The 16,403-nt window shown below is 50.0% G+C and carries 9 protein-coding genes; 8 read left to right on the plus strand and 1 reads right to left on the minus strand.

The features are described 5' to 3' along the window. Window positions 1-11: 11 nt before the first annotated feature. The 5 genes from A0W33_RS08515 (at window position 12) to A0W33_RS08530 (ending at window position 9,595) form a co-directional block, all read left to right on the plus strand. Window positions 12-2,084, plus strand: coding sequence for a cation:proton antiporter (locus A0W33_RS08515; protein WP_068837758.1), 2,073 nt, complete (start codon window positions 12-14; stop codon window positions 2,082-2,084). 595 nt (window positions 2,085-2,679) lie between these two features. Further along, window positions 2,680-2,823: a hypothetical protein gene (locus A0W33_RS20870; protein ID WP_157578014.1), complete on the plus strand. Its 144-nt coding sequence runs from the start codon at window positions 2,680-2,682 to the stop codon at window positions 2,821-2,823. Between the two features lie 173 nt (window positions 2,824-2,996). Next, on the plus strand, window positions 2,997-5,504 hold the full coding sequence (locus A0W33_RS08520) for an efflux RND transporter permease subunit (RefSeq protein WP_068837759.1): 2,508 nt from the start codon (window positions 2,997-2,999) through the stop codon (window positions 5,502-5,504). Then, on the plus strand, window positions 5,482-8,835 hold the full coding sequence (gene ileS, locus A0W33_RS08525; RefSeq protein ID WP_068837760.1) for an isoleucine--tRNA ligase: 3,354 nt from the start codon (window positions 5,482-5,484) through the stop codon (window positions 8,833-8,835). The genes A0W33_RS08520 and ileS overlap by 23 nt, the downstream gene beginning before the upstream one ends. A gap of 136 nt (window positions 8,836-8,971) precedes the next feature. Further along, entirely contained in the window at window positions 8,972-9,595 is a 624-nt protein-coding gene (locus tag A0W33_RS08530; RefSeq protein ID WP_068837761.1) for a lipoprotein signal peptidase, read from the plus strand. 345 nt (window positions 9,596-9,940) lie between these two features. Here A0W33_RS08530 and A0W33_RS08535 read toward each other — a convergent pair whose 3' ends face one another. After that, on the minus strand, window positions 9,941-10,546 hold the full coding sequence (locus A0W33_RS08535; RefSeq protein ID WP_068837762.1) for an HAD family hydrolase: 606 nt from the start codon (window positions 10,544-10,546) through the stop codon (window positions 9,941-9,943). Between the two features lie 248 nt (window positions 10,547-10,794). Here A0W33_RS08535 and A0W33_RS08540 point away from each other — a divergent pair, with 248 nt between their 5' ends. The 3 genes from A0W33_RS08540 (at window position 10,795) to rnr (ending at window position 16,400) form a co-directional block, all read left to right on the plus strand. After that, on the plus strand, window positions 10,795-11,565 hold the full coding sequence (locus A0W33_RS08540) for a hypothetical protein (protein ID WP_068837763.1): 771 nt from the start codon (window positions 10,795-10,797) through the stop codon (window positions 11,563-11,565). A 50-nt stretch (window positions 11,566-11,615) separates the two neighbouring features. After that, window positions 11,616-13,442, plus strand: a complete 1,827-nt coding sequence (locus A0W33_RS08545; RefSeq protein WP_068837764.1) for an ABC transporter ATP-binding protein — start codon at window positions 11,616-11,618, stop codon at window positions 13,440-13,442. Window positions 13,443-14,117: 675 nt separating this feature from the next. Then, entirely contained in the window at window positions 14,118-16,400 is a 2,283-nt protein-coding gene (gene rnr / locus A0W33_RS08550; RefSeq protein WP_068837765.1) for a ribonuclease R, read from the plus strand. Window positions 16,401-16,403 lie beyond the last annotated feature (3 nt).

Consider the following 16,403-nt stretch of genomic DNA (forward strand, 5'->3'; position numbering starts at 1 on the left):
TACGAAATACCATGAATCTGAATCTCGAACAACTTTTCCCGGAATACTTTCCGATCAAGGACCCCGTCCTCATATTTTCCCTCGTACTCTTCATTATTCTGCTGGCGCCCGTGGTGCTGCAAAAGCTGAAGATACCAAGTATAATCGGCTTGATACTGGCAGGTGTTGCCGTGGGGCCTAACGGTTTCAACATGCTCTCGCGCGACGAAGGCATTGTGTTGTTCGGCACGGTAGGGCTTCTGTACATCATGTTCCTCGCCGGCCTCGAAATAGACCTGAACGACTTTAAGAAGAACAGGAATAAAAGCGTAGTCTTCGGTTTAATCACCTTCACCATACCCATGATTTTAGGCACCCTTGTGTCCTATTACCTGCTGGAGTTCAGTTTGATGTCTTCGTTGCTGCTGGCAAGTATGTTTGCCTCCCACACACTGCTGGCTTACCCGATTGCCAGCCGGCTGGGCATAGCTAAAAACAAGGCGGTGAACATTACGGTAGGGGGTACCATCATTACCGATACGGCAGCGCTCCTGGTGCTGGCGGTGATAGCCGGGGCGAGCACGGGCGAGTTAAATGGTACATTCTGGATCAGGCTTGTCATCTCGCTGCTTATTTTCTCATTTATCGTGCTCTGGATCTTCCCGAGGGTAACCCGCTGGTTTCTTAAAAACTACGATACCGATCCGGTGGCGCATTATATTTTCGTGCTGGCGATGGTGTTCCTGGCAGCCTTCCTGGCCGAACTGGCAGGAGTAGAGCCTATTATCGGCGCCTTCTTAGCTGGTCTGGCACTTAACAGGCTGATACCGCATTCGTCGCCGCTCATGAACCGCATTGAGTTTGTAGGCAATGCGCTCTTCATCCCTTTCTTCCTGATAAGTGTGGGTATGCTCGTAAACCTGCGCGTATTGTTTCGGGGCCCTGAAGCGCTTATTGTGGCAGCAGCTATGATCGTGGTGGCAGTAGTGGCGAAATGGCTGGCGGCCTTTATTACCCAGAAGGGTTTTGGCTTCACTAAAACCGAGCGGCAGCTTATGTTTGGCTTAAGCAGCGCGCAGGCAGCCGCAACACTGGCTGCCGTACTGATCGGTTACAGGCTGGAGCTGTTGAACGAGAACGTGCTGAACGGCACCATCCTGATGATTCTGGTTACCTGCATCATCAGCTCTTTTGTTACTGAGAAAGCCGCTGTGAAGCAGGCAATCTTTGATGATGAGCAGGGACCTGATGTGGCAAACGTTCCGGAACGCATCCTGGTGCCCATCTCCGATGCTGATGCCGATACCTTAGAGCAGCTTGTTGACCTAGCCGTGCTGTTGAAGAACCCCACTGCGGCGGCGCCCATATACCCGCTCATCGTGGTGAAAGACAATTACCAGAGCAAGGAAAAGCTCATCGAAAGCAACAAACTTCTAGAGAAAGCCGAGCTGCATGCGGCAGCCACTGCCACAGATGTGGATGTGCTGACGCGCGTAGACCTGAACATAACCAACGGCATATTGCGCGCCATCAAAGACCAGATGATAACTGAGGTGGTGATGGGCTGGAACGGCAAAATAACAGCAAAGGACAGGATATTCGGCAGTGTACTCGACAACCTGCTCCTGAAAACCGGGGAAATGGTGTTCGTGGCAAAGCTTGTGCAGCCGGTAAACACCATTGCAAGTATAAAAGTGGTGGTACCAAGCAGGGCAGAGTATGAGCCGGGATTCGCATGTTGGATAAAAAGAATCCACACTCTGGCCAAACAGACCAGTGCCCCACTTGCCTTTTACGGCAGGGAGTTCACCCACACCCGAATCAAGAAAGTGCTGGAGAAGGACAATGTAAGTATGGAGGTGCAGTACATTCAATTTGATGACTGGAAAAACCTCAACACGTTAAAGCTGGACCTCGAGAAGGATGATCTACTAGTGATTGTAAGTGCCCGCTTAGGCAGTATATCCTATCACTCCTACTTGCCGGACGTACCGATGCAGCTTTCAAAGCACTTCCGGGTGCACAATTTCGTAGTTATTTATCCGGAGCAGCATGGTATTAAACTGGTCCCAGATCCGAGAGTAACAGCGGTGTCAGCTTATTAAGCACATCCTTGGGTCACAAGTGTTGAAGCCAAAAAATAGGGGGAATAAGGCCCCTGCACAAGTATAAATTCGGAAACAGCTTTTCATATTTATCGAAAATCTCCAACCATGTTAATCTTGCAGTAATTATTAAAACTCTTAGTTATTCTTAAAGTTAAATAGTTATGTTTAATTAAGTTATTCCTATTTTCCTGGAGCTTTTAAGGTGAGGAGGCTGTAAATGCAGGTAACTATGCTTAATTTATAAGTATAAAAATGATGATTGCGTAAGATCTGTGCCTGATCAGCAGGGAGCATATATGTGGAAATGTAAGGCAGGCCCGGTACAATACACAATGTGGATAATTGTGTAATAGGATGAGGTTCAGTAAGACACAGTGTGTAAAACCATAAAGTTATACACACTGCAGAAAAGGAGACTGGAAAATTACAGTGCTATACGGAGAGGCCACACAAGTGCTACTAGCCTCCTTAAACACAAGAATAAAGTTAGCTGCACCTGATTGTTTTAGCTCTAAACTAAAAGTAAAAGCTCATTAACTAAGCTGTAAGTGCAGGTGCTCCGTAAATACAGATGAACCATAAGCTATGAATTATGTCAGACAACAAGAAAGATAGAGACCAGGACCCCTGCTGGAAAAATTATGAGCAGGTAGGAATGAAAGAGAAGGACGGAAAGCAGGTACCGAACTGTGTACTGAAAAACGATTCCAGCAGCGGCTCAAAGAAGAAAAGCTAACCTATACTATCACAATCAAAGAAACAGCCCCGCATAAGTGGGGCTGTTTTGTTTTCTGCTTCTCAATGCGGATATCTGCTATATTATCCTGGCTTTGCAATCTATGTTTAACGGTTGATTCCCTGTGAGGTGCAAAATTTTGCCTACCTTTGCCGAATTGTTGTAGCCGGACTATGTGGAATAAGATTGCCATTTTTATCATCAAGAATAGGCTGAGGCTGATGTTGGTCTTAGCCGTGCTTACAGCGTTTATGGGCTACCATGCCCGCAACGTAGAAATGTCGTACGATTTCGCCAATGTGGTGAGCCCGGACGATCCTGACATGCAGTACTTCACCCGCTTCAAACAAAGTTTTGGAGAGGATGGAAACGTGCTGGTGGTAGGCATGCAGGACAACAGCGTTTACCAGCTCGAGAAATTTAAACAGCTGCAGGAGCTAACACAGCAGGTAAGCCAGATTGAAGGGGTGAAAAGTGTGATCGCCTTGCCGAACCTGGTGCAGGTGGTAAAAGACACGGCCGAGCGCAAATTCACTACACGCAACATCTTCACGCCTTTCCCGCAAACGCAACAACAGCTCGATAGCCTGCTGCAGGTAGTGCGGAATCAGAATTTCTACGAAGGGCAGATCATCAACCATAAAACAGGCGCCACTTTACTGGCTATAACAGTAGACCCAGCGTACCTGAATTCTGCCCGCCGCATGGAGGTGATGGACAACATTGCTGCCCATACAGAACAATTCACCCGGGATACCAAAATTCAGTTGCACTACGCGGGCCTGCCTTACGTGCGCGCCGTCATGACGACCAAAGTAGCTTCCGAAATGAAGCTGTTCCTGGTGCTGGCCCTGCTCGTAACAGCCGTTACCCTGTTTATCTTCTTCCGCTCATTCTATGCAGTGCTGATCCCAATGCTGGTGATCAGTGTGGTGGTGGTATGGGTGATGGGTACCATTGCGCTGTTTGGCTACAAGATATCGCTGCTCACCGGGCTCATCCCTTCTATCATCGTCGTGATTGGTATTCCAAACACAACCTACTTACTTGCCCGCTACCATTTTGACTACCGTCGGCATGGGAACAAGATACTGGCTCTGACGCGCGTAATCAGCAAGATTGGCCTAGTGAACCTGGTGAATAACACCACAACGGCTATTGGCTTCATCGTCTTCACCTTTACGCACATCGCCATACTATATGAGTTTGGTGTGATAGCCGGTATCAACATCTTCGTTACCTTCTTTATAAGTATGATTCTGGTGCCGGCGTTGTTCTCCTACTTGCCGCCGCCCACACCACGTCAGCTGCGCCACCTCGATGCGAAGCCGCTGAACAAGCTGCTGGAGTTCTTCGATTTTATCGTGCACCGCAAGCGCCCGCTGGTATACTTCTTCCTCACACTTATACTTGGCCTCTCGTTCTGGGGCATCTATAAAGTGAAGACGGTGTCGTACATGGTGGATGACCTGCCCGAGGAAAGCAGCGTTAACGCCGACCTTGCCTTCTTTGAGCAGCATTTTAACGGGGTGATGCCGCTGGAGATCATCGTGGACACGGGCATAAAGCAAGGCGTGATGCGCCTGCCGAACCTGCGCAAGCTGGGGGAGTTGGAGGATTTCCTGCACACGCAGCCGATCCTATCTGCACCTATTTCGGTGGCTGGCTTAGTGAAAACAGCAACGCAGGCATTTTACGAAGGAGCCCCGAACTCTTACCGGCTGCCGGATAATACGGAGCGAAACTTTATCTTCAGTTACCTGGCCAGGCAGGATAGCGGAGAAAACCAGAAACTGCTGCGCGCCTTTGTCGACAGCACCGGCCAGCGCGCCCGCATTTCGCTTAAAGTGGCAGACGTGGGCTCCCGGCAGCTCGACACGCTCATCAACAAAAAAATAAAACCACAGCTGCGCGAGATTTACGGCGGCGAAGGCGTTACAGTGGCAGACGAAGGAAACACGATGCGCTTTACCCGCAACGATAGCGGTGCCGAAACAACCGTGAACCTGACGGGCACCACGCTGTTGTTCATCAAGGGCAACCAGTACCTCATCAACAACCTGCGCTCTAGTTTGCTGCTGGCCTTTGTGTTGGTAACTTTTGTGATCGCACTGTTGTTTAGGTCTGTCAGGGTGGTGGTGATTTCGCTGATACCGAACATGATACCACTGATTATAGCCGGTGGCTTGATGGGGCTTTTCAACATTCCGCTGAAGCCAAGTACAGCGCTTATCTTCAGCATTGCCTTGGGTATCGCCATAGACGATTCCATTCACTTTCTGGCCAAGTATAGAACCGAGCTGCTGGCAAACGGCTTCAACGTGAGCAAAGCCATTACGAGCAGTTTGATAGAGGCAGGTACAAGTATGATCTATACTTCGCTGATACTGTTCTTTGGTTTCGTTATCTTCGCCTTTTCGGAGTTTGGCGGCACTAAGGCGCTGGGCATACTGATGTCGGTGAGCCTGCTGATTGCGTTGTTTACGAACCTGATTATCTTGCCTACGTTACTCATGAGTTTTGACAGCGGCAAGTACATACATGAACCGGATGCCCTGATTGAGGGCTATGAAGAATATTACGACGAAGACAGTGACGCCGAGCTAGACCTGGCCCAGCTTCGTTTGAAATTAGATCAAGAGGAACAAGAACCAGAAAATGGTAAAGTACAACGAGTATAAAAATCTGAACTACGCCAAAGTAGGCGAAGATGTACTGGAGTTCTGGAAGAAGAACAACATCTTTGAGAAATCGGTGGCTACCCGCGAGGGCAATGCCCCTTTCGTGTTTTACGAGGGACCACCGTCAGCAAACGGTAAGCCGGGTATTCACCACGTGATGGCCCGCGCCGTGAAAGATATTTTCTGCCGCTACAAAACCCTGAAGGGTTTCCAGGTGAGCCGTAAAGGTGGTTGGGATACACACGGCCTGCCAATCGAGCTGCAGGTAGAGAAGGAGCTGGGCATTACAAAAGAGGATATCGGTAAAACCATTTCGGTGGAGGAGTATAACCAGCGCTGCCGCGAAACGGTAATGCGCTTCAAAAACCAGTGGGACACGCTTACCGAGCAGATGGGCTATTGGGTAGACTTGAATAACCCATACATCACTTTTGAGGATGAGTACATTGAGTCTTGCTGGGCATTGCTGCGCAGGCTTTACGATAAAGGCTACCTGTACAAGGGCTATACTATTCAGCCGTTCTCACCAGCTGCCGGCACCGGCCTTAGCTCTCACGAGCTAAACCAGCCGGGCTGCTACAAAATGGTGAAGGATACAACCATTGTGGCGCAGTTTGAGGTGAAGAAGATCACCCGCAACATGTTCCTGTTCGAGAACGAAGACGAGAAAGTATACTTCCTTGCCTGGACAACTACACCTTGGACACTACCTGCCAACACAGGTTTGGCTGTAGGTAAAGGTATAAAGTATGTGAAGGTAAAATCTTTCAACCCATATACCTATGAGCCAATCTCGGTAATATTGGGCAAAGACCTTATAGGCCGCTACTTCAACCCGAAAGCTGCTGACCTGGCGCTGGAAGATTTCAAGCCGGGTGACAAGCTAATTCCTTTTAAAGTAGTAGAAGAGTTTACCGGTGCTGATCTGAACGGGGTAGAATATCACCAGCTGTTGCCTTACGTGCAGCCAGAGAAGCCAGCCTTCCGTGTGGTAGTTGGTGATTTCGTGACGACGGAGGATGGTACAGGTATCGTGCATATCTCGCCAACCTTTGGTGCTGATGACGCAAGAGTTGCTGCCCAGAACGATATACCGTCGCTGTTGGTGCTGGACGAAAATGGTAAGCTTGGCCCGATCGTGGACAGGCAAGGCCGCTTTGTGAAAGAGATTACCGACTTTGCCGGCATGTACGTGAAGAACTACAACGGCGAAGACGAGAATGGGGTAGATTACAAGCCAACGGACGTAAAGATTGCCATCAAGCTAAAAGAAGAAGGCAAGGCGTTTAAGGTGGAGAAGTATGAGCACACGTATCCGCATTGCTGGAGAACAGACATGCCGGTGCTATACTACCCACTGGATAGCTGGTTCATCAAAACCACGGCTGTTAAGGATAGGCTGATCGAACTGAACAAAACCATCAACTGGAAACCAGAATCTACAGGTACAGGTCGTTTTGGTAACTGGCTCGAGAACCTGGTGGATTGGAACCTGTCGCGCTCGCGCTATTGGGGAACCCCGCTGCCAATCTGGAGAACAGAAGATGGTGAGGAAGAAATCTGTATAGGCTCCATTGCAGAGCTGCATGAAGAGATAGCCAAAGCAGTGGAAGCCGGTGTGATGGATGCTGGTGTAGAGGTAAAAGACCTGCACCGCCCGTATGTGGACAACATCATCTTGTTGAGCAAGTCCGGAAAGGCAATGTACAGAGAACCAGATCTTATCGACGTTTGGTTCGACTCTGGTGCGATGCCTTATGCACAGTGGCACTACCCGATTGAGAACAAGGAGATCTTCGAAAAGAACTTCCCTGCTGACTTTATCGCCGAAGGCGTGGACCAGACACGCGGCTGGTTCTTTACGCTGCACGCACTGGCGGTAATGCTAGAGGATAGCGTGGCCTATAAGAACGTAATTGCGAACGGTCTGGTGCTGGATAAGAACGGTAACAAGATGAGCAAGCGCCTCGGCAATGCCATCGATCCGTTCGAGATGATCGGCCAGTATGGCCCGGATGCCGTGCGTTGGTATATGATCGCGAATGCGCCACCTTGGGATAACCTGAAGTTTAACCCAGATGGGGTAGTGGAGACGCAGCGTCGTTTCTTCGGTACACTGCAGAACACTTACTCGTTCTTCGCGCTGTACGCCAACCTCGATAACTTTACTTACTCGGAAGCAGACGTGCCGTTGGCGCAGCGTACAGAGTCTGATCGTTGGATCATCTCTAAGCTGAACACCCTGGTGCAGGATGTAGACGGGTATTATGCTGATTACGATCCAACGCGTGCTGCCCGTGCCATCCAGGATTTCGTGGTGGACGACCTGAGCAACTGGTACGTGCGCCTGAACCGCAAGCGTTTCTGGAAAGGTGAGTACAACACCGATAAAATGGCTGCTTACCAAACGCTTTATACTTGCTTAGAGACTGTAGCAAAGCTGGCTTCTCCGGTGGCGCCGTTCTATGCAGAGCAGTTGTTCCTAGATTTGAACAGCGTGAGCGGTAAGAATGAGGTGGAGTCTGTACACTTAGCGCTATATCCAGAAGTAACGGAAGGCGCTATTGATAAGGATTTGGAAGAGCGTATGCAGTTGGCGCAAACCGTTTCGTCTCTGGTGCACTCGCTGCGCAAGAAGGAGATGATCAAAGTACGTCAGCCGCTGCACCGCATCCTGATTCCGGTACTGAACGACAGAATGCGTGCCCAGATAGATGCCGTAGCCGACCTGATCCTAAGCGAGGTAAACGTGAAGGAAATCGAGTTCATCGACGATACTTCGGGAATACTGGTGAAGAAGATCAAGCCGAACTTTAAGAAGCTGGGCCAGGTATTCGGACCGAAAATGAAGCTGGTAGCCGCCGCCGTACAGCGCATGGACCAGAACGACATCGCCACGCTGGAGCGTGAAGGTGGTTTTGAGGTGATGCTGAACGATGAGGAGACAGCCGTACTGACACCGGACGACGTGGAGATTTCTTCGGAGGATATCCCGGGATGGTTGGTAGCCAACGAAGGCAAGCTGACTGTAGCGCTGGATATTACCCTGACAGAGGAGTTGAAGCAGGAAGGCATTGCCCGCGACCTGGTAAACCGCATCCAGAACCTGCGCAAGGATACAAACCTGGAGGTGCAGGATAAGATTCATATCCTGTTGCAGCGCAGCGTGCCGGAGGTAACAGCGGCTATCGAAAACTACCGCGACTATATCTGTGCTGAAACGCAGGCCTTGTCGCTGGAGACGGTAGAGAGCCTCGACAGCTCCACTTTGCTGGATATCGACGAGTTTAAAGTGTTTATTCAGATACAGACGGAGAAAGCATCCGTATAAAACAAAAAGCACCCGTACCCGCTACGGGTGCTTTTATACTTTAAGAAGTATATTGCAGCAGCTATTTTAGATAGTAGATGCTAGACGTTAGATTTTAGACGCTAGCATGTTGTTAAAAGCTGCTTAACCAACAGATATGAAATACCTGAAATATTACCTGGCTGCGTTGGCCGTTATCCTGGTGGACCAGGCTGTGAAGCTGCTCGTGCACTACAACATGGAGATGGGCATGCCCGGCGAAATCGTGCTTCTCGGCGATTGGCTGAAGCTGCATTACACCCTGAACCCAGGTATGGCTTTCGGCGTGGAGCTGGGCTCTGAGTATGGGAAACTCATGCTGACGCTTTTCCGCCTGGTGGCCATGTTCGGGATCGGCTATTACCTGTACTACCTGGTTAGCCACAAAGCACCGAAAGGATTGGTCTGGTGCATCGCGCTTATACTTGGAGGCGCTGTCGGCAACCTGATCGACAGTACCTTTTACGGTGTTTGGTTTGATAACGCACCCTATGGCTCATCTACGCCCTGGTTTCATGGGCAGGTGATCGACATGTTCTACGTGGACATATGGGAAGGCATTGTACCGGAGTGGGTACCGCTGTTAGGTGGCAAGCCCATGTCGCTTTGGCCAATCTTCAACGTGGCCGACTCTGCCATTTTTGTAGGCGTGCTGCTGATTCTCTTCAACCAGAAACGATTCTTCGGAGAAGAACCAGAACCAGCGCACAGGTCTATGATGGAGAAAGAGCAAGGCCTGTAAAGTATAAAAACAGCAGCGGCTGCCCCAATAAGGCAGCCGCTGCTGTTTTACAAAAGTGCAACCACCTCACGATTCAGTTAAGACCTCTCGGTGTCCGAAGGTCCCGCGAGCGTCTGGTGCTAGTTATGAATGACTGAATTTTGAATGAGTGGATGAGTGAATCCCGCTCCCCTTTCTGTCATCTTGGAAAGATCTTGGTGGCGGAGTGCAAAAGCAGTTGCGGCTCGCCCACAAGATCCTTTCAGGATGACAAACTTGAAAACCTCAAGTAAAAATTCACTCATTCACCCAATCGCTCATTCAAAATAAAAAAATGGAACTGCGCACGCTGCGAGGACTTCTGAACTACAGAACTCCCTTCTCCTCTAACGCCTTCCGTAACTCCTCCGGCGACGTGAAGTGGATTGACTCTATTCCCAATTTCTCGGCTGCTTTGATGTTGCGCAGGTTGTCATCTATAAACAGTGCCTCGGATGGCTGTACGTCGTACCGGTTCAGCAGTGTGTGGTAGAATGAATCGAACGGCTTACGGTCTTTTTCGGTGCCAGACACTACCACACCATCAAACCAGTTCAAGAAGTCGAAGCGTTCTACGGCAACTGGCCATGTTTCTGCCGACCAGTTGGTAAGAGCATAGATGTTATACTTGCCGCTGTCCTTCAACTCGCGAAATATCTCCACCGTGCCTTCAATCGCACCGCCTAGCATTTCATCCCAACGGCCATAAAAGGCTTTGATATTTTCCTCCTGCTCCGGGTATTGCGCCACCAGCATGTCCGTGGCTTCTTTCAGTGAGCGCCCGGCATCCTGTTCCTCGTTCCAATCGGGGGTGCAGATGTTTTCCAGGAAGTGCAGCATCTCTGCCTCCTCCTTAAATAGTTTGCGGTACAGGTAATGCGGGTTCCAATCGATCAGCACAGCGCCAAGATCGAAGATGATGGTTTTGATCATAAAGTGTAGTGTTTGCTCGTTTTTAAACTCTAAATAGTCAACTAACTATGGCGATACCAAAAGGTTGGTTCAAAGACTTTAGATAATATTGTGAGAGTGGTTGTTTTGCATGAAGAGTAAAGCTTTAAAAATGTGTAATTACAGAAGATGAATCTTTGAAAACTAAGTACTTGAGAATAGCAGACATACTCATGTAATTAAATATATTTAAAGCTCTTTTGCTGTAAAAACATACGTTATATCTGACAATGAAATTAGCTAAACTTTTAGCCGTTACTACGCTTTCTGTGGCACTTTACTCGTGTGGCTGCGATGATGTGGACCTGGGCAAACTGGAGTTCACGAACGAGTTAGTCACTTTCTTGCCTTCCCAGCCAGCACCAGGCATAAGCTATTACATAGCTATGGATGGTGCTAAGCAGAAAATGCGCTACGTAAATCCTGAAGGAAGCACAGAAGTCGTAATTCCGGTTAAGAAGATAAACTACAGCGGCAAGTTCGACCTTAACTCCTGTAACGAATTCTATACAGCCGAACAGAAAGTATTTACAGGCCAGGTAGAAGGGCAGAATCCGGTAAGAATTGCGCTAACATACAGAAAAGATGCAAGCACAGATCGTTACAACAGTTCAATTGACAAAAATAATGTGGGTGATGTGCTGGAGCTAACAGTAGGATACAACAACAAGTTTCCTAACCCGATAGTGTCTGGTACAACGAGCATCAGTAACTATGAAACACTTCGTACCTTTTTATTTAGTGAGGCTACAACCGCTCCCATAGATCATTATACTTACAAGCAGGAGTTTTTACCAACTGTAGTCCTGGATGGGGTGCAGTACGAAAATGTGTATCACCTATATGTTAACTTTCCGAATCAATATAGGCCAGAAGATGATTATTACCGCAACCATTACCCAGAATTAGATTACATAGAAGGTATCTATTTGAAAGAAGGAGCAGGCATTGTATACGCTTATAGTTTTAAAGGCAAGCAGATTTCTGTTTCCGTTGAGTAGCGCATCACAAAAAGCCCTATTTTTACCAGAAGCATAAACTCTATTTACCTTTGGCAACTCCCACTCCCATACTTCAGGTTACAGACTTAGAAACTGTTTTCTCCACCCACCGCGGCTCCACAACGGCTGTGAATAAAGTGTCGTTCGAAATTTATCCGGGCGAGACAGTGGCCATCGTAGGAGAATCCGGGTCAGGAAAGTCGGTTACGTCGCTGTCGGTGATGCGGCTGATTAACACGCCGCCAGGCCGGATAGCAGGAGGGAAGGTCATCTTTCAATCCGAAAAGTTCGGGCAGGTAGACCTGGTTCAGCTGCCCGAAAAGCAGATGCAGCAGATACGCGGCAACGAGATCAGTATGATTTTCCAGGAGCCGATGTCATCTTTGAACCCGGTTTATACTTGTGGAAAACAGGTGGCCGAGGTGCTGCTGCTGCACACTGATTTGTCAAAAAAAGAGGCCAGAGAGCGTACCATTCAACTGTTTGAGAAGGCGCGACTGCCAAGGCCCGAGAAAATATTCGACGCTTATCCACACGAGATTTCTGGTGGGCAGAAGCAGCGCGTGATGATTGCCATGGCCATGGCCTGCGAGCCCAGCATCCTTATCGCCGACGAGCCCACCACCGCCCTGGACGTAACGGTGCAGGCACGCATGCTGCAGTTGATCGATGAGCTGCGGGTGAAGGAGAACACCGCCGTACTCTTCATCACCCACGACTTGGGAGTTGTAGCCGAAATAGCCGACCGCATTCTGGTAATGTACAAAGGCAAACTGGTGGAGCAGGGCAAGGTGATGGACATCTTCACGAACCCGCAACACCCTTACACTAAGGGCTTGCTGGCCTGCCGCCCCAAGCTGTCTGCCAAAGCTCAATCCATACTTCCCACCGTCTCTGATTTCATGGAGGAAGACGAACGCGGCAACATCATCGAAAAGAAAAAGCAGGTATACGAGCCTTCGCTGGTAGATGTGGTAAACAACTACATCGGCACCGTAACAGAGATAAAGCAGGAGCGGGAAAACAAGCAGAAGCCACCCTTGCTGCAGGTCGAGAACCTGAAAGTATACTTCCCGATAAAGAAAGGCTTCTTCGGCCGCACCACCGATTACGTGAAGGCGGTGGATGGTGTGAGCTTTAACGTGCAACCCGGTGAGACGATCGGGTTGGTAGGAGAATCGGGCTGTGGCAAAACGACGTTGGGGCGTGCGCTGCTGCGCATGGTGGAGCCAACGGAAGGGCGCATCATTTTCAACGGGCAGGACATTGCCCAACTCAACCCGAAAGAGCTGCGCAAGAGCCGCCGCAATTTTCAGATGATCTTCCAGGACCCATACGCTTCCCTGAATCCAATGCACACCGTAGGAGATGCCGTAATGGAGCCCATGCTGGTGCATAACCTGTACGCCAACAACAAAGAGCGCCGTTCAAAAGTGATGGAACTGCTTGAGAAGGTGGGGCTTCTGCCTGAGCACTTCCAACGTTATCCACACGAGTTTTCTGGCGGTCAGCGGCAGCGCATAAGTATAGCCCGGGCCTTGGCGCTGCAGCCAAAGTGCATTATCTGCGATGAATCGGTGTCGGCGCTGGATGTATCGGTGCAGGCGCAGGTGCTGAATCTGCTCAACAAGCTCAAGCAGGAGTTCCAGATTACCTACATCTTTATCACCCACGATCTTTCTGTTGCCAAGTATATGTCAGACCGCATCCTGGTGATGAGCAAAGGCCAGATCGTGGAAAGCGGCACACCAGACCAACTCTACCAAAACCCGCAGCAGGAATACACCCGCACCCTCATCAGCGCCATTCCAAAAGGAGAGCCAGAAGATATTGTTAGGGCGCAGGAGAAGCGGGAGCGGATGAAGGCGGGGTTGTAATCCTGTCCAAATCAGGATTTACAGGATTAGATAATGGGCAGGATTAAGTAGCAACGGTTTTGCTCTGTAGCTGCTGTGGTCCAACCACCCCTAGCCTCTCCTTGTTTAAGGAGGGGAATTTTCCGCAGAAGTATAAACATCCCCCTACCCCTTTCAAAGGGGGAGTTGGCATAAGTGGTATAGAGAAAGCTGTAGCTAACTGAACTGATTCCAGTCCTTGGGTGGGGGTAGGGGCCCTCGAAAAAGAGCGCCTATGCGAGTTTTTCGGTCCCGCGGCCGTGAGCGCTCCAAAGTATAAAATAAAACGTTTGGTAGTTGGGAACTGGAGGATGAACAGTAGCTGGAAAGGATAGATTGTAAGATGATGCATAGAGCAGCGGCTATGCAAGTATGGCAGTGGTAGTCTAACACACAAGCGGACGCTTGCGCCAGCTAAAGGAAGCTAAAGATCAATTAGCCACAAGACTCCAGCATCAGGCATTCTCTTTACAAACCCCTTAAATCTCCTCTAACCCCATTTATATAGAAAATTCTATATAACTTCACCTGAAAATAAACCCGCACCTCAGCCTTACAACGGCTTCCGGCGTATAGACATAAAACTATTTAACCGAAAGTTTGTAAGATAGAAGCGGTTGTTACTATTAGCGGCCGCCAGATGCATTAAACAGCTACATGAGAAGTAAGAAAAATAAAAGCGGCGACGAAAGCCGTGATAAGCGCAGCGACTCCAGAGGACGGAGCGATTCATCATCCAGAGGAAAAGACAACTCAAGAGGCCGGTCATCCTCCTCCAAGGGAGATTCCTCCCGGCGCGGAGGCGGCTCTTCGGACCGCAAAGGAGGCCCAAAATCAGCAAAAGCATTGGTACTGGAGATTTTCTCCAGCAGCCCGGACACGGTGTTTACCCTGCGCCAGTTGTTCCGTCGCCTCGGTGTTACCGACCAGCGCGGCCGTGAGCAGACAGAAAGCCTGGTAAACACACTCAAGAACGAAAATAAATTGCTGCAGGTAGACGGCGACAAGTACATGATGAACCTGAAAGTGGACATCATTACCGGTCGTGTGGATCTGGCCAACAGCAAGTATGCCTATATTGTGTCGGAAGGCCGCGAGGAAGACGTGCGCGTGTTCCGCGAGCACCTGAACTACGCCATGGACGGCGATATCGTGAAGGTGGAGGTTTCTCCGACCGTGCGCGGTGGCCGCCAGGAAGGCGTGGTGATCGAAGTGCTGGAGCGCAGCCGCACCGAGTTGGTGGGAATTATGGAGCTGTCGAAGAACTACGGCTTTGTGGTGCCTGACTTCAAGAAGCTATACTTCGATGTGTTCGTGGGAGAGCGGGGCCTGAACGGTGCCAACTCCGGCGATAAAGTGCTCGTGAAGATAGTGGAGTGGCCTGATAAGCCGGATAAGAACCCTACAGGCGAGGTAATTCGTGTGTTTGGACCTGCCGGCGAGAACGAGGCCGAGATTCACTCCATCATGGCGGAATTCGGATTGCCGTTTGAGTTTCCGGAAGAAGTGGAGCAGGAAGCAGACTCTATATCAGAGAAAATTACGGCAGGCGAAATTGCCAAGCGCCGTGATTTCCGTGATGTGACGACCTTCACCATTGACCCTGCCGACGCGAAAGACTTCGATGATGCCCTGTCTATTCAGAAGCTGGAGAACGGCAACTGGGAAATCGGTGTGCATATTGCCGACGTAACGCACTATGTTCACCCCAAGACACAACTGGAAAGAGAAGCGTTTAAGCGCGCCACTTCGGTATACTTGGTGGATAGAACCATCCCTATGCTGCCGGAGCGTCTGTCAAATGGCCTTTGCTCACTTCGCCCGAACGAAGAGAAGCTAACCTTCTCGGCTGTGTTTGAGCTGGATGAAAAAGGTAAAATCTACGAGTCCTGGTTTGGCCGCACGATCATTTACTCCGACCGTCGTTTCTCCTACGAAGAGGCGCAGGAGCGCATTGAGTCTGGCGAGGGCGACTTCTCCGAAGAGATCAACATTCTAAACAGCATCGCCAAAAAGCTCCAGGCCAAGCGCTTCAAGAATGGCGCTATCTCGTTTGAAACAACGGAGGTGAAGTTTAACCTGGATGAAAACGGCAGGCCGCTGTCGGTGTATGTGAAGGAGCGCAAAGATGCCCATAAACTGATCGAGGAGTTCATGCTGCTGGCCAACAAGAAAGTGGCCGAGTACGTGTACAACCTAGGCAAAGGCAAAAAGCGCCCAACCATGGTATACCGCACCCACGGCAACCCGGACCCAGACCGTTTGGCTACTTTCGCACTGTTTGCCCGCAAGTTCGGCTACAAAGTAGACCCGGAAGGAGACATCTCAGACGAACTGAACCAACTGACCGCCGATATTGAAGGCAAGCCTGAGCAGAGCGTGCTGCAGAACCTGGCCATCCGAACCATGGCCAAGGCCAAGTATAGCACCGAGCCGGAAGGCCACTTCGGACTGGCTTTCGCCCACTACTCGCACTTCACTTCGCCCATCCGCCGTTACCCAGATATGATGGCGCACCGTCTGTTGCAGCACTACCTCGATGGTGGCTCCTCTACAGACAAGGAGGAGTATGAGGAGCGCTGCCGCCACTCGTCCGAGATGGAGAAGCGTGCCGCTGATGCCGAGCGTGCCTCTATCAAGTACAAGCAGGTGGAGTTTATGAAGGATACCATCGGCAACGAGTACAAAGGCATTGTTTCAGGTGTCACAGAATGGGGTATCTTTGTGGAGATCGAGGAGAACAAGTGCGAGGGCATGGTACGTCTGTCCGACCTCAACGACGACTACTACGAGTTGGACGCGAACAACTACCGCATTATCGGCCGCCAGTCGAAGCGTATTATCTCGTTTGGCGATGAGGTGCTGGTAGAGGTGAAAAGCGCCAACCTGAACGACCGTACCATCGACCTCGGCCTCGTGAAAACACTAAAACAACATTAAGCA

This window comes from Pontibacter akesuensis (assembly GCF_001611675.1).
Lineage (GTDB): Bacteria > Bacteroidota > Bacteroidia > Cytophagales > Hymenobacteraceae > Pontibacter > Pontibacter akesuensis.

Bases quoted from the DNA above. Each gene is read 5' to 3' on its own strand.
- A0W33_RS08515 (WP_068837758.1), top strand. From the start codon at position 12: ATGAATCTGAATCTCGAACAACTTTTCCCGGAATACTTTCCGATCAAG.
- A0W33_RS20870 (WP_157578014.1), top strand. From the start codon at position 2,680: ATGTCAGACAACAAGAAAGATAGAGACCAGGACCCCTGCTGGAAAAAT.
- A0W33_RS08520 (WP_068837759.1), top strand. From the start codon at position 2,997: ATGTGGAATAAGATTGCCATTTTTATCATCAAGAATAGGCTGAGGCTG.
- ileS (WP_068837760.1), top strand. From the start codon at position 5,482: ATGGTAAAGTACAACGAGTATAAAAATCTGAACTACGCCAAAGTAGGC.
- A0W33_RS08530 (WP_068837761.1), top strand. From the start codon at position 8,972: ATGAAATACCTGAAATATTACCTGGCTGCGTTGGCCGTTATCCTGGTG.
- A0W33_RS08535 (WP_068837762.1), bottom strand. From the start codon at position 10,546: ATGATCAAAACCATCATCTTCGATCTTGGCGCTGTGCTGATCGATTGG.
- A0W33_RS08540 (WP_068837763.1), top strand. From the start codon at position 10,795: ATGAAATTAGCTAAACTTTTAGCCGTTACTACGCTTTCTGTGGCACTT.
- rnr (WP_068837765.1), top strand. From the start codon at position 14,118: ATGAGAAGTAAGAAAAATAAAAGCGGCGACGAAAGCCGTGATAAGCGC.